Origin of the sequence: Colwellia sp. 6_MG-2023 (genome assembly GCF_030547765.1) — a bacterium.
Lineage (GTDB): Bacteria > Pseudomonadota > Gammaproteobacteria > Enterobacterales > Alteromonadaceae > Colwellia.
This window is the reverse complement of sequence record NZ_JAUOPP010000008.1, coordinates 82,436-97,701: the sequence shown is the minus strand read 5'-3', so window position 1 is coordinate 97,701 and position 15,266 is coordinate 82,436. Positions and strand designations below refer to the sequence as shown.

8 protein-coding genes are annotated in these 15,266 nt (G+C 35.3%); 5 read left to right on the top strand and 3 right to left on the bottom strand.

The genetic code is table 11. From position 1 onward, the window contains the following. Positions 1-82: 82 nt before the first annotated feature. On the bottom strand, positions 83-1,006 hold the full coding sequence (locus Q4503_RS07215; protein WP_303601851.1) for a Ppx/GppA family phosphatase: 924 nt from the start codon (positions 1,004-1,006) through the stop codon (positions 83-85). After that, the gene (ppk1, locus tag Q4503_RS07210; protein ID WP_303601833.1) at positions 1,006-3,147 is read right to left on the bottom strand and encodes a polyphosphate kinase 1; all 2,142 of its coding nucleotides are present in this window, start codon (positions 3,145-3,147) and stop codon (positions 1,006-1,008) included. Before ppk1 ends, Q4503_RS07215 begins: the two co-directional genes overlap by 1 nt. A gap of 287 nt (positions 3,148-3,434) precedes the next feature. Here ppk1 and Q4503_RS07205 point away from each other — a divergent pair, with 287 nt between their 5' ends. The 3 genes from Q4503_RS07205 (at position 3,435) to Q4503_RS07195 (ending at position 11,467) form a co-directional block, all read left to right on the top strand. After that, positions 3,435-6,248, top strand: a complete 2,814-nt coding sequence (locus tag Q4503_RS07205) for a hypothetical protein (protein ID WP_303601832.1) — start codon at positions 3,435-3,437, stop codon at positions 6,246-6,248. Between the two features lie 132 nt (positions 6,249-6,380). Further along, positions 6,381-9,047, top strand: a complete 2,667-nt coding sequence (locus Q4503_RS07200) for a TonB-dependent receptor (protein ID WP_303601831.1) — start codon at positions 6,381-6,383, stop codon at positions 9,045-9,047. A gap of 872 nt (positions 9,048-9,919) precedes the next feature. Further along, entirely contained in the window at positions 9,920-11,467 is a 1,548-nt protein-coding gene (locus Q4503_RS07195; RefSeq protein WP_303601830.1) for a PAS domain-containing methyl-accepting chemotaxis protein, read from the top strand. A 95-nt stretch (positions 11,468-11,562) separates the two neighbouring features. Here Q4503_RS07195 and Q4503_RS07190 read toward each other — a convergent pair whose 3' ends face one another. Beyond that, positions 11,563-12,678: a polysaccharide lyase family 7 protein gene (locus tag Q4503_RS07190; protein ID WP_303601829.1), complete on the bottom strand. Its 1,116-nt coding sequence runs from the start codon at positions 12,676-12,678 to the stop codon at positions 11,563-11,565. A 367-nt stretch (positions 12,679-13,045) separates the two neighbouring features. Between Q4503_RS07190 and Q4503_RS07185 the strand changes: the two genes are divergently transcribed. Together Q4503_RS07185 and Q4503_RS07180 are read left to right on the top strand one after the other, a co-directional pair. Continuing rightward, entirely contained in the window at positions 13,046-13,843 is a 798-nt protein-coding gene (locus Q4503_RS07185) for a DUF3450 domain-containing protein (protein WP_303601828.1), read from the top strand. Positions 13,844-13,856: 13 nt separating this feature from the next. Next, on the top strand, positions 13,857-15,266 hold the full coding sequence (locus tag Q4503_RS07180) for a MotA/TolQ/ExbB proton channel family protein (RefSeq protein ID WP_215974552.1): 1,410 nt from the start codon (positions 13,857-13,859) through the stop codon (positions 15,264-15,266).

Below are 15,266 nucleotides of genomic sequence, written 5' to 3'. Positions count from 1 at the left end.
CAATGTATCTGTCTGATTGATACAACATAAATAAAAAGGCTGTTTATTAACAGCCTTTTTATTTTTTCAATACTATTTTATATTATTGTGTAAACCTTAGCTGATGTAATAAACCTTCACGAACACCACCAGAATTGTATTTAAGCATGTCAATATTAAGTAGTTCAAAGCAGGGTATTAAAATAGCAATTGCTGGCGCTAATAAAGGGCGACGTTTATCACTTAAGTTGGCAAACGCTATATTATCGTGATGACCCCAATTAATAAGTTGTGACTTTATTCTATATAATCGCTTGAGTGTAATATTACTATCGTCGTATAACTCTTTCATTATACGAGTTATTGCTTTTATTGAACCAGACGATCCTAGGGTTTGCTCCCAGCCAAAACTATTGTATTCAAGCGATATACTACCTAGAACTTGTTTACTATAAAGTTCCGCTGCAAACATTAATTCTTCGCTTATTTTCCCCGAATGAAAAAATCGTTGGCTAAAACTGACACAACCTATGTCTAAGCTTCGGGTCAAGTTAGGGCTTAATGCTTGACCTATGATAAATTCGGTACTTCCACCGCCTATATCAATAATTAAGGTCGGTTGATTTATTATTTGCGTATAGGCAACACCTAAAAAAATCAATTCAGCTTCACGTTCCCCTGAAATAATATTTATAGGGTGGGGCATAACTGTGATTGCTTGCTCAAGAAATTGTTGACTGTTTTGAGCTTGCCGTAAAGCATAAGTCGCCACTATCATTACTTGACAGTTAGGTAATTGAGCAAAAGAGTCTGCAAAGCGCTTTAGACAATTCATGGCTAAAGTCATACTTTGATCATTAATGGTGCCTTCTCTTTCTAAACTGGCTGCTAATCTAATAGATTGCTTCTGTTTATAAATTACCTCAGTATGATTGTTTTGCTCACGAACAATAATTAAATGAAAGCTATTTGAGCCCAGATCAATCGCTACAAAATGTTTTACACTAGTAGATTCATTTAATATCATCAAGCAGGCTCTTTTTTTAAAATAAAATTATCCATGATACTCATATCTTTACTCTGTTCTATAGTTTCTGTTAGTTCAGTGGTTTTTACTAATTCATCATTTTGCTTAGTTAAATAACGATAAATAGCCATTTGAGAACGAACCTTCTCATTACAATGGTTAGGTGGATAGAGATTACGTTGTTCACTATCAATTATTCTGGCTTTGGTGTTGTCTGCAAGTTGAATATTGATAATATCGATAATTTGTTTTTTTACATCATGGCAATAAATTGGACAGGTTACCTCAACCCTTTCTTCAATGTTACGATTCATCCAGTCGGCAGATGAAAGTAATACTTTTTGATTGCCTTTTTGTTCGAAAATAGCAACTCGAGGATGCTCTAAAAATCTATCTATAATTGATATGACTTGAATATTTTCACTTTGTTCTTTAATTCCTGCAACTAATGTACATATACCACGAATAATTAATTTAATTGGAACGCCGGCATTACTCGCTTGGTAGAGTTTATTAATTAAACTGTGATCTACTAAATTATTAACTTTAAGCGTAATACCACTTTTATGATTATTTTTGGCAGCACTTATTTCTTGATCAATGAGATCAACAAAACTAGCACGTGAATTAATAGGTGAAATAATAAGATGTTCAAATGTGAACTTTTGGTATGGGCTTTTAATAAACTTAAATACTTGCGCGACTTCTTCCGTTAATTCAGGACGACAAGTAAATAAACTAAAATCAGTATAAATTTTAGCATTTTTTTCATGAAAGTTACCACTGCCTATATGCGCGTAACGCACTAAGCCACTCTCTTCTTTACGTGTAATCAAACAAATTTTTGCATGAACTTTTAAATTTGGAATCCCAAAGGTAACTTTAGCACCGGCGTTTGTTAATATTTCAGCCCAATTTAAATTTGCTTGTTCGTCAAACCTAGCTCTTAACTCTATATTTACTGTGGTTTGTTTACCATTTTTAACCGCTTCAATCAGCGCGGCAACAACACGGGATTTCTTAGCCACACGATAAAGTGATATTTCAATGCTAACAACCTTAGGATCATAAGCTGCTTGCCTTAACCATTCCGTAAAGTGAGAAAATTTATGGTAAGGATAATAAAGTAAAATATCTTTATTAGCCATTGCAGTAAAAGCATTAGGATGATTACGAAAATCTTTATGTTCTATAGCTGACATTTTTTCGTAAGAGAGTGATTTATTACCAACATCAGGAAATTCAATAAAATCTTTAAAACTATGATAACGCCCACCTGAAACAAGTCTTTGATTCGAAGTAATATTTAGCTTTTGTTTAAGCACAGATAGCATGTCGGCCGGCATTTTTTTGTCATATACTAAACGAACCGGCTCTGCGTTAATTCGTTTGCGTAAACTGGTATTCATTTGTTCAAACAGACTTTGACTAAATTCATTACTTAAATCAAACTCAGCATCACGGGTAAGCTTCATTGAATAGGCATGAATATAGTCGAACTCGAAAAAATCGACAAATATTTGTTTGAGACTGTGCCGTATTATATTGTCGAGCAGAATAATACTCGAACTTTCATCGTCACTGTTGGTGTATTTAGGTAATTTTACAAAGCGAGGTACATTACTACTGGGCACTTCTATTAAGGCATACTGGCTATGGTTATTGATAGTCATAGCAACCATTAAATAAGTCGAGTCGTCTTTTATATTATCTTTTAAATTAATATTTTCAGTTAAAATAAGCGGGAAAATATGGCGACGTAGTTTATCTTTATAATAAGTTTCAAGCCAAGCTTCTTCTTCCTGACTAAGTTGCATTTCATTAATTAAATTAATATCTTGCTCTGATAACTTATTGAGTAATGTTAAATAGGTATCGTCAAATATTAATTGTAATTCAATGACCTTTTGTTGAATCAGATCATAAAGCTCACGCGCTTGTTTTTTCTCTGACACTGATTTTGCTATGTATATTTTTCTTCTTACATTAGCAACGCGAACACGATAAAACTCATCCATATTACTGGAATATATTCCTAAAAATCTCAAGCGCTCTAATAAAGGAACACTAATATCTTGAGCTTCTTGTAATACTCGGTGGTTAAATGATAACCAGCTGAGCTCTTTCTCAATAAACTTCATTAATATACTCCATAAAGTTAAGGGGCATTTATAAAGCTAAAACACTAAAGAAGTAATGTTTCAAATTAATGACAAGTGTAATTAAGCATAAAACGGGATTGATTATTTTCTTAAGTGAAATATAGATAACGCCCACAGCCCTTGATGCGCAATCTCTGTCATTAAAATGAAATATAACTGTAAAGAAACAGTCATATTTCTAAAACATTTCTGTCATTTTTCTCTTGTAGCATGTTGGAAAAATTAATTAGTCCTTTAATAAAACAACTAACTCTTCGGAGAGAAACATGAAATTGAATAAGATCTTTAAGCACAGCGCAACCAATGTTGCTATTGTAACTGCTCTATCTCTTGGTCTTGCTGCTTGTGGTGGTGATATAAACCTTGAGTCAAATGTAGATAATTCAGTCGGTGATACAGTTGTAACGAATCCGTCACCAACGACTCCAACGACACCTGATGAAGTGTTACCGGGTAAGGCGAATTCTGCATTGAGCACACAAGTTTCTGCTGCACTAGGTTTTGATGTTCAAATACAAGTACTTGATACAAGAATTACAGAAAGCACAACGTTAGTGGCGAACGACAGTAATGGTAATGCTGTTATGTACGCTTTAAGTGGTGGTGTAGATGTTGGTGGTTTATCTGCTAATAAACAAGCACGTGGTGTTGATGATGTGGTATTAACAATTGAACCAGGCACAGTTATTTTTGGTCAATCTGGTAATGACTATTTAGTTATTCACCGTGATGCAAAGATAATGGCTGAAGGTACTAAAACTAGCCCAATCATCATGACATCTTTACAAGACGTTCAAGGTGAAACAACGGATTCAGGTCAATGGGGTGGTTTAGTTATTCTAGGTAATGCACCATCAAATAAATGTCCAACTGATGGTAGCGATTGTGCGCTACAAGTTGAAGGTGTTGGTGAAGGTGCTGTATTTGGCGGTACTGATTGGGAAGATGATTCAGGTGCATTAAAGTATCTAGTTGTTAAATATGCAGGTTATGAAATTGCCCCTGATAATGAATTAAACGGTATTACTTTTGGTGGTGTTGGCTCAGGTACTTCTGTTGACTATATTCAAGTTCACAGCAATGCTGATGATGGCGTTGAATTTTTTGGTGGTGCTGTTAACGCAAAACATTTAGTTTTGACAGGCAACAAAGACGATAGTGTTGATTGGGATAATGGTTATAAAGGTATGCTACAGCATATTTATATTGAGCATGCTAATAATTCTGGTGAAGCTAACCGTGCTATTGAAGCAGATAATGACGGTAGTGACCCAAGTAAAGAGCCACAGTCTAACCCAATAATTTCGAATATGACCATTATTGGTAATAACTTCGACACAGCGGATAAAGATTCCGAAGGTATTTATTTACGTGAAGGAACAGCAGCGAAAATATTTAATACTGTTATCACTGGCCCGAGCGAAATGGGTGAGTGTTTAGAATTTGAAGCTGGGATCACGGTAGATAATGCCAATAGCGGCAAAATCGTGATGGAAAATGTCATTATGGCATGTGAAGGAGAAAACTTTAAAGACTCCACTTCATTTGATATGGAAGCATGGTTTAGTGCTGAATCTTCAAACAGTATTAGTTCGTCAATTTTAATTAGTGAATCAGGTGTACCTGATAGTGGTTCTCCACTCATTGCAGCTAATGCAGGTCAAGATGTTGCTAATACTCAAAATGCATTTTTTGATACGACAGATTATGTTGGTGCACTAAATGGTACAGATGACTGGCGTCAAGGTTGGGCATTTGGTTTTGGTGGTGGTGTTGTAACGGCAACAGCTGAATCTGAGGCTGAAGGTTGTCCAACAGGTACTACACCGATTACACCAATTGATGGCGTTACGACAACCTGTCAATTAACAGGTGAAATTACTAATGATTTAACATTAACGGCCAATAATTTATATGCATTAAATGGTCCGGTATTTATTGGTGAAGATAAAGCTAATAGCGCTACTTTAACAATTGAACCAGGTACTACCATTTATGGTCGCTCAGGTGGCGATTACCTAGTTATTAGCCGTGATTCAGCTATTGAAGCTAATGGTACTGCGACTAACCCAATCACTTTTACTTCTAGTGAAGATATTGCACAAGGTGTTACTGGCTCTGGCCAATGGGGCGGTGTTGTTATTCTTGGTAATGCAAAATCAAATAAATGTCCATCAGATGGTAGTGACTGTGCATTACAGGTTGAAGGTGTAGCTGAAGGTGGTGTTTTTGGTGGTACTGATGATGAAGACAGCTCAGGTACATTGCGTTATGTTGTTGTTAAACATGCCGGTTATGAAATTGCCCCAGACAATGAGTTAAACGGTATTACTTTTGGCGGTGTAGGCTCAGGTACAACAGTAGAATATATTCAAGTACATGAAAATGCAGACGACGGTGTTGAATTCTTCGGTGGTACTGTTAATGCGAAGTATGTTGTGCTTACAGGGAATAAAGATGACAGTGTTGACTGGGATAATGGTTACCGCGGTAATTTACAGTATGTATTAGTAAAACATGCAGATAATGACGGTGAAGCTAACCGAGCAATTGAAGCTGATAACGACGGTTCAACGCCTGATAAAGAACCTCAATCTAATCCAACAATTGCTAATATGACGATTATTGGTAATGGCTTTGATACACCTGATAAAGCTTCTGAAGGTATATACTTACGTGAAGGTACTAAAGCACAGTTACATAATTTTGTTGTAACAGGTACTTCAGGCATGGGTGAATGTTTAGAACTTGAAGGCGGCAGCTCTACGGTAACAACAGACCAAGCCATAAATGGCGATACGGTTATTTCAAATTCAGTATTTGCTTGTGATGAAAACTTCAAAGATTCAAAAGCAACGGATGGCACGGTATTACTTGACGCTGAAGATTGGGTGCTGAATCAAAACGATGATAACTCAACTGCCGAAAATATGGGTACAGTACTAAACGGTATATTCACCATTGATACAACTACCCCGAAAGACTTTACAGGTAATGCTTTCTTTGACAACGCTAATCACATTGGTGCGGTAACTGAAGGAAACAACTGGACTTCTGGCTGGACTGTAGGTTTAGAGTAACAGACTAGCTAATCAAAATGCTGTAGCACAATTATTTTTATACTACAGCATTTCATACCAAACTAATCAATTGAGCACTTCTATTCATTAGTTTGGTATTAATGTTCAAATACCTAATTCATGAGGTTTACAATGAATAATAAGTTTAAATCTTTTGCTTTATCTTCTCTAACAATTGCTTTGATGGCAACAACGGGACAGGTTATAGCTGAAGAAGACGATAGCGAGGCCATTGAAGAAGTAGTGGTGAAAGCTAGTCGCTTAAAAGGTACTGCAAGTGCCGTAATGCAAGAACGTAAAAATCAAGCTTTTGTTGCCGACATTTTAGGTGCAGAGCAAATTTCTCGCACAGGCGATTCAGATGCAGCCGCTGCGCTTCGTCGTGTAACAGGTATAACACTTGTAGATGGAAAATTTATTTATGTACGTGGTCTTGGTGAACGTTTTTCAAGTACGCAATTAAATGGTGCTGCTGTACCTAGTCCTGACCCAACACGAACAGTAATACCATTAGATTTATTTCCATCGAGTATTATTGAATCCTTATCAGTACAAAAGTCTTATTCGGCCAGTATGCCAGCCCATTTTGCTGGTGGTAATGTTGATGTTCGTTTGAAAACTATTCCAACAGATTTCGTTTTTAACATGAAAGCTAAACTTGGTGGTAACACTAATAACTTTGATGACGGGCTTACTTACAATGGTGGTGGTAACGATTGGTACGGTGTTGATGATGGTACGCGAGCAGCACCAGATGATTTAACACAGTTGTGGAATAGCTATACCTCTATCAATAGTTTAGACCAAGATGAAAACCGATTAGTGGCAGCCCAGCTTAATCGCGATTATGATCCAAAAAGTGAAAGTATTAACCCAAATACAGGGTTAGATATAACGCTTGGTAATAAATTTGACTTTGATGATTTTCGTTTAGGTTTTCTTTCATCTATTTCTTATGACAATAAATGGGAAGTATCAGAAGGTTATGAAGGTCAAGATTTTACTAAAGGCTCAGATGGTGCTTGGTCTTTAGTGCGTGGTTTTGATGAAGTAGATACAACTGAACATTCAGTGCGTTTTTCTGGCATGATGAGTTTAGGCTTAGAGTACATGCGCAACCATCGCATCGATTTTACTTCATTAATACTGCATGATACTCGTGATCAAGTGAGTGATAAACGAGGTAATACTAACAACGTTTTACTGAGTGATGGTTTAAGAATTCGCGATAGTGAAGTTATCTACGAAGAACGTGAAATGATTTCGAATCAATTACGTGGCACGCATAATTTTAATGACTGGTGGGGACTCGGTGTTGATTGGTTTTATTCTGATGCACGTTCTAACCGTTATGCTCCAGGTAATATAGAAACACGTTACATTATTTCAGATGGTTATAATGGGCAACCAGAAGATGGAATCTTTGATTACGTTAATGAAAGTTCATTAAGAAAAGCTAGTACTTCTACTCGTTATACTTTTCAAGACTTAGACGATGAAGTAGAAAATTATGGTTATAATTTGTCTTTGCCACTAGCTTTTTCTGGCATTGAAGTTGAATTAAAATTTGGTGGTGATTTTGTTAAAAAATCAAGAGAAGCATTTGCTCGACGTGTTGATATTAATACGTTAGCACTAGGTGATCTAGACTTAACAGGTAGTCAATTAAACACTATATTAACTGATGATGTTATTTTAAATTACCCGCTAAGTGGCAATGATAATATTATGCGTGATACGTCAATTGCCGGTGATGATTATTATTCAGGGCAAATGATTGATGCTTATTATGTCGAAGCAGATTTTTTCTTTAATGAAAAGTGGCGCGTAGTAGGTGGTGTTCGTTATGAAGACTTTAGACAAGTTGTTGCACCGCTTGATCCAGCAACAGGAAAATTTGACTTACCATCACAACCAACAGAAGCTGACTTGGCTGATCTTGCCTTCCAAGAAGATGAATTCTTTGGTGCTTTAGCATTGACCTATATTTTAGATGATCAAATGCAATTTCGTGCATCAGTTGGCCAAACAACAATTCGTCCAGATCTTCGTGAAGTAGCCCCAGCAACTTATATTGATCCTTTAACAGGTTTCCCTATTGGTGGAACTCCTGGCGTAGAAAGTACCGACATAATTAACTATGACGTACGCTGGGAATGGTATATGGAAACAGGTGAAAACTTGTCGGTTGGCTTATTCTATAAAGATATGGATATGCCAATTGAATCGGTACAGTCACCTTCGCAAGATGGTCCATCACTTATCCGTATTGCCAATGCTGAAGACGGTTATGTTTATGGTATAGAAATGGAGTTTTTGAAAGACTTTACTTTCTTAGGTGATTTAGGGCCAGTAAATGGAGCCGATCTTTTCTTATCGGGTAATGTTACGTTAAGTGATTCTGAAATTAATATTAATACCCAAAGTGTTGTTGAGCAGACGGGAGTCTCTACAAGTATTTCAAACCCAACACGCAGAATGACGGGTCATTCAGAGTATGTACTTAATTTCAATCTAGGTTGGGATGCACCTAATGGCTATCATAGTGCGACATTAGTTTATAACGTGTTTGGCGAACGTATTATTATACCGGGTATTGAAGGTAAAGATGATGCATACGAGCAACCATTTCATTCACTTGATATGGTCTATACTTACTATCCTACTTTTTCTTCAACGGTAACCTTTAAAGTACAGAATATTTTAGGTAAAGATAAAGCGATAGAATTTGAAGATACGCTCATACAAAGTGAAACGAAAGGTACTCAATTTGAAGTCGCATTAAAGTGGGACTTTTAAGGTACTAGAAATTTGGTGAATCAAAAAGGAGCTTTAGTAAAGCTCCTTTTTTTATTTTAACTCTCGCGTTAAATAACCTGAGCTCTGTTTAATAAATCTTTCTCTAACAGTTATTTTTCCTTAGTTCATCGTTAAATTTACTTGCAATAGGCTAGCTATTGACGCGAAATCTGCCTTGAATTAAGAAAAACTATCAAGATAGAGTAAAATATAGTTATATTATCAATAATTTCAATAAATTAAAAACATCTTAAACCAAGTTCAGATTAAATAGGTAGGCTCATTTAGGGGGAAAGCAGTCTCAATTTGTAAAATAGGTTGACTAATACACTTAACGATTAGATTACTTCGACTCACTTTTATTTATCAAGTCATTAATATCATAATAAAAGTACTTCATATTGCCTCTGTTATTAACATACAAATTCTAATGCGAAATTCAATTAGAGTTTCGATCTGTTTATCTTTTAAAGTAATTGATTTAAATATTAAAATTTTAATAGTACAAAATACGCATTATTTTAATTTGTTTGATCTTAATCAAGTCTATTTGATAAAAAATAAAAGCCTCTCTGTAAGCTGCAATTACTTAAATAAATTGGAATATGTATAAAAAAAGGTAAATAACCGTCTTTAGCTATTTAGTTTGAATGATTTAAAAGGATTATGTAAATAACATTTATTTGCTATTAAAGATTTGTACAAAATTCGCAATGTTATGTTTTTAAAGTGATTATCCCACTAAAAGTAATGAATATTATATTACAATAAACTTCCGTTTTTAATTATAAAATATTAAGTTATGAGGCTAAGTTTGGTTGTATCTTGATGATTAATATAATTAATTTAACCGTTGTATTATTGAGAATAAAATGAGTAAAGAGTTGTTGTTTTCTGAGTCTGATATATTGCTTTCAACTACTGATTTAAATAGTCATATTAAATACGCAAATACTAAATTTTGTACTATTTCTGGTTATACGTTAGATGAGTTAGTGAATAATCCTCATAATAAAGTTCGACATCCAGATATGCCAAAAGAAGCCTTTAAGGACCTTTGGTCAAGTATTCAACAAGGTAATTCTTGGATGGGGCCTGTTAAGAATCGTTGCAAAGATGGTGATTTTTATTGGGTTGATGCTTTTGTTACACCAATTAAAGATGATACTGGTAGTGTCTTTGAATATCAATCTGTTAGAACTTTACCTGATAGAAAAGTAATTGACAGAGCTAATGAAGTTTATCCGCAGCTTCACCAAGGTAAGAAACCAGCCGCTATTAAAGAAAAAGTTGATAAAACTTTATGGGTACAAGTTATTTTATTGCTTTCTGTATTACTATCAATAACAAATATTTTTGTTGAAGATAATAATACAATGATATCTATTTTACTCGCAGGGCTCATTTTTTGTGGGGCATTAATTTTTTCTTTGTGGCGCTCTCAATATCTAACTGTACTTCAAGAATCAAAAAATATTTATGATAATAATCTAATGAGTTTTTTATATTCTGGCAATAACGATAAGGTTGGAAATATTTTATTAGCTCTGAAAATGCAAGCAGCTAAAATAAAAGCTGTTGTAGGGCGTGTTTCTGACGATTCAACCATTATTAATGATGTAGCAACTCAATCTGAAAAACGGGGTAGCAATGTAGCAACAATTCTTGCGGAACAAAAAAATGAAACTGATCAGGTCGCTACTTCTATTACTCAAATGTCTTCGACCATAAGAGAAATTGCTCAAGTGATAACACTAGCTGCTGATACATCTCAGCAAGGATTGAATATTAGTAATAATGGTTTAGAAGTTGTATCTGAAACAATGAGTTCTATAAATGAATTATCTAAGCAATTAGGTGAAGTTGATATGGCTATTCATCGTTTAATTGATGGAACGAGATCAATAGAAGAAATCTTGGGTGAAATCAGCGCTATTGCTGATCAAACTAATCTTTTAGCATTAAATGCGGCTATTGAGGCTGCAAGAGCTGGAGAGCAAGGGCGTGGTTTTGCTGTTGTAGCAGAAGAAGTGAGAGCTTTAGCATCACGTTCGCAACAATCCACTGATGAAATTGGAAAATTAATTATTCAATTAAGAGCAGAATCTGATTATGCAATTAATTCTATGTCTAAAGGACGAGATCTATCAGAAAATTGCGTGTCTATGGTAGATCAAACAGGAGTAGCTCTACGAGAAATTAATGAGGAAGTAACAGCATTAGCTGATATAAATATACAGATATCTACAGCAATAGAAGAGCAATCTATTGTTGCTGAAAATGTTAGCCTTAATATCTCATCTATTACTGATATGTCAGCCAAAAGTGAGTCTCATGGTAAAGAAGCTGTTGAGTTAAGTAATAAACTATTAAAGCGACTGCACGAGCAACAAAGTTTAATTTCTCAATTTAATAGTTAAATAATATTGAATTACTTTTCGATTAAGGGGGAACGCATGTTCCCCCTTATGATTAAAGCAACTTTAAAGTAAAATTCAGTTAGAATAATGTACTATTATCTTGGATTAGTAGAGTCGCTAAGCACTAATGCACTAAAAGAAACTTGCGTATAATCTCCATTAGCTTTATCTGTTTTCCAATCTCCCGTTCCTAAACAAGCTGCATACCACAAACCAGGAGCATCTTTAGTGCTACATTGATTATAAGCACCGGCTTTAAAGTATAACCAGTCGCCAGTATAGCCCCACTTATTATCTTTGGGATCTATCCCACCGTTTGCATCAACATTGTTTGCTAAATTTACATTGTAGTTAACTGTTGGTTTACCTGGCGAAGTAAAAGTTAAATACATAATATTTTCATGTACATTAATGGTATAGCTGAATTCTTCTCCTAGTGCGATACCATTATCGCCAGGCTCATTTGAATTTTCCCAGGTATTTCCCCAAACAGGAAAAGCAATATCCGTTCTGTTAGGATCATTTTTAGCTAGGTTTCTTTCATAGTTCCAAAAAACAGAGCCTTTTTCATGATTTGGCCATTTTTTATAATAAATTTTTATCGGTTCATTACCGGCACCAAATCCTAAGTTTTTTGCTTGTAATGCTTTATCTTTTCCTGCATGAATTTGTCCTACAACAACGGAATAAGCTGCAGGTTTATTAATATTCTTAGCTCTTAGTGCAACATGATCAACTTTTAAGGTAGCTGTCATTTTCCCGCCTACAGCACCAAAACGTTCAGACAATGGGTGGGCTGCAATAGCAAAATTGTTACCAGGATAACTTGTTTTTATTTTAGTGTTACTCCCACGAAGCATTTGGCGTAATTCGCTACGAGTATTACTAGAGTTGGCAGTAGTGATGGCTTTATTTGGCGCCGTAAAAACCATATAACCTTCTTCATCAAGATAAAAGAAGTCTGGATGCGAATAGCTTTGCATCTTTTTTACTGAAATTTCATCAATTTTTCCATCATTGTTTGAATCAAGTGGCACATTCATTTTCCAATGAGATAAATCAAATTTATCAGCAGGAATAGTAGCCGTTGTTTTAGGAGTAAAACTAGATTGTTCACTTTCTCCATTACTTGCACATGACATCAGCATGACAACAGAAATAGGTATAGCAGTTAAGGATAAAATAGTTTGCCTTACTCGAATGTTATTCATAATGTTCTCTTAAATTATTTATATTTGATTCTTTATAAAAGAATAATGATGATGTAAATAGCATTGTTATATTTACAATCTCCCCTCTTACTCTTTATTGCTTTTTGGTTTACCAACCTACCATACCAACTAGGTATACCAATTTCAATATTATCAAACGAAACAGTACATTATTTAGTCGTAAACCCTAAGTAAACAAAATGAACCATAAAAAGTATACGTCATGACTGTTGAACATTCTTCTACTTAGTAATTCATAAAAGTGAAACATTACTGAAACCTAACTGTCACATTTCCATAACTTAACTGTCATATTTCTTGGGTAGACTTTGTCACAATTATTTTATGACAAGATATAGGTAAATACATGAAGTTATCACACCTTGCCAAAGCAAGCTTATTGCTTAGCTTTAGTGCTAGCAGCCTGCTACATACAAGTGCTATCGCGAATGAAAACAACCAATCTCAACGACTAGATGAAGTGGTTGCTGCCGGACAACAAATTAATCAGTCTGCCGTTAACTCTCAGTTAAAAGTAAATGGCCTTACAGAGCAAGTTCAGACTAAGTTACAACAATTTAATACTGTAACGAAAGAGCTAGACGGTTTAAATGTATATAACTTACAAATGCAACTTCAATTAGACAATCAAGTAGCCGAATTAACTCAGCTGGCTAAGTCTATGGAAGAAGTCAGTGTTATTGAACGCCAAATATCACCTCTAATGGCGCGCATGATTTCTACATTAGAAAGTTTCGTACAACTTGATGTTCCTTTTCTCCCTGAAGAGCGTAGTAAAAGACTTAATGATTTAAATGACATGATGGTACGTGCTGATACTTCAGTTGCTGAAAAATTTCGTCGTGTTTTAGAAGCTTACCAAATTGAAGTTGATTATGGGCGTACTATTGAATCATACAGTGGTCAATTGACAGTTGATAACCAACAAATGGATGTTGACTTTTTACGGGTAGGGCGTGTTAGTTATATTTATCAAACACGTGATGGAAGTCGTTTGGGTCAATGGGATCAAGCAAGTGGCCAATGGCAAACACTTTCACAAGATTATCGTTTAGGTGTAAATAAAGCACTTCGTATTGCACGTAAACAACTAGCACCGGACTTAATCATGGTGCCATTGACCAACACACAAGCCAAGCTATAGCAGAGTATCAAACATGACTATTATTAATACTGTTAAATCGTTAACAACTTTTAGCAAACAAGCAATAACGGCTGTAACGCTTTCATTAACGCTGGCAAGCGGAGCAAGTATGGCGCAACAAGCGACTAATCTTGATGATTTATTAAGTCAGCTAGAACAAGGAAAAATTGCGCAATCTAAACAAAATAAAGATAGAGAAGCTGAATTTAAAGCAAAAGTGAATCAACAACAAGCAATGCTTAATGATATTAAAAAGCAAAGAGATTCAGCGATTGCCTTAAGTGGTGAATTAGAAAAAACATTTGCTGATAATGAAATTCAATTAGCGAATAAAACGGAAGCACTTGATAAGCGCTTAGGTGAATTAAAAGAGTTATTTGGCGTACTGCAACAAGTGTCAGGTGATACTCGTAGTAAATTTCAAACATCTGTTATTTCGGCCCAAATTCCTGGTCGTGGTGAGTTTTTAGATCAATTTGCGCAAAGTATGGGATCTACTAGTAAGTTAGCGTCAATTGAAGAAATAGAACGTTTGTGGTTTGAACTACAACGTGAAATGACACAAAGCGGTAAAATAAGTACGTTTAATCGTGAAGTCGTTTTAGCTAATGGCGAACGTACCATGACAGACGTTACACGTGTTGGCGGATTTAACTTAGTTGCTAATGGTAAATATTTAGAATATATCGATGAAACAGGCAGTGTTGCTGAGTTAATTAGACAACCCGCTAACCGTTATTTATCAACAGTTGATGCGTTAACAACAAGCAAAGAAACAACCGCTTTTGCGTTAGACCCAACAGGCGGTTCAATTTTAAGTTTACTTGTGCAAGCACCAGACACACGAGAGCGTATCGACCAAGGTGGTGTTGTTGGTTATATCATTCTTGCTATTGGCGCAGTTGGTTTATTAATCGCGTTAATACGTTTAATTAGCTTGGTATCTGTAGGCGCTAAAGTTAATCGTCAACTTAAGTCTGATGTTGCGTCAAATGACAATCCGTTAGGCCGTGTTATGCAAGTAAAAGACGATAATCCTGGTTTAGATACTGAAACATTAGAATTAAAACTGTCTGAATCAATATTACGTGAGTTACCTAAGTTATCTAGCATGCTAACGCTTATTAAAATTATCTCAGTCGTTGCACCGTTAATCGGTCTACTTGGTACGGTAACCGGTATGATTAATACGTTCCAAGCGATTACCTTGTTTGGTACAGGTGACCCTAAATTAATGGCAGGTGGTATTTCTCAAGCCTTAGTTACAACGGTTCTTGGCTTAGTTGTTGCGATTCCAATGGTATTCATATTCGCTTACCTAAATAGTCGTAGTAAAAATATCATCAATATTTTACAACAAGAAAGCACCGGTATAATTGCTCAGCGCTCTGAAAATGCAGAGTTAGCAGGGCAGGGAGCATAA

Excerpts from the sequence above, each read along its gene's own strand:
- Q4503_RS07180 (WP_215974552.1), top strand. The coding sequence starts at position 13,857 with ATGACTATTATTAATACTGTTAAATCGTTAACAACTTTTAGCAAACAA.
- Q4503_RS07200 (WP_303601831.1), top strand. The coding sequence starts at position 6,381 with ATGAATAATAAGTTTAAATCTTTTGCTTTATCTTCTCTAACAATTGCT.
- Q4503_RS07195 (WP_303601830.1), top strand. The coding sequence starts at position 9,920 with ATGAGTAAAGAGTTGTTGTTTTCTGAGTCTGATATATTGCTTTCAACT.
- ppk1 (WP_303601833.1), bottom strand. The coding sequence starts at position 3,147 with ATGAAGTTTATTGAGAAAGAGCTCAGCTGGTTATCATTTAACCACCGA.
- Q4503_RS07185 (WP_303601828.1), top strand. The coding sequence starts at position 13,046 with ATGAAGTTATCACACCTTGCCAAAGCAAGCTTATTGCTTAGCTTTAGT.
- Q4503_RS07205 (WP_303601832.1), top strand. The coding sequence starts at position 3,435 with ATGAAATTGAATAAGATCTTTAAGCACAGCGCAACCAATGTTGCTATT.
- Q4503_RS07190 (WP_303601829.1), bottom strand. The coding sequence starts at position 12,678 with ATGAATAACATTCGAGTAAGGCAAACTATTTTATCCTTAACTGCTATA.
- Q4503_RS07215 (WP_303601851.1), bottom strand. The coding sequence starts at position 1,006 with ATGATATTAAATGAATCTACTAGTGTAAAACATTTTGTAGCGATTGAT.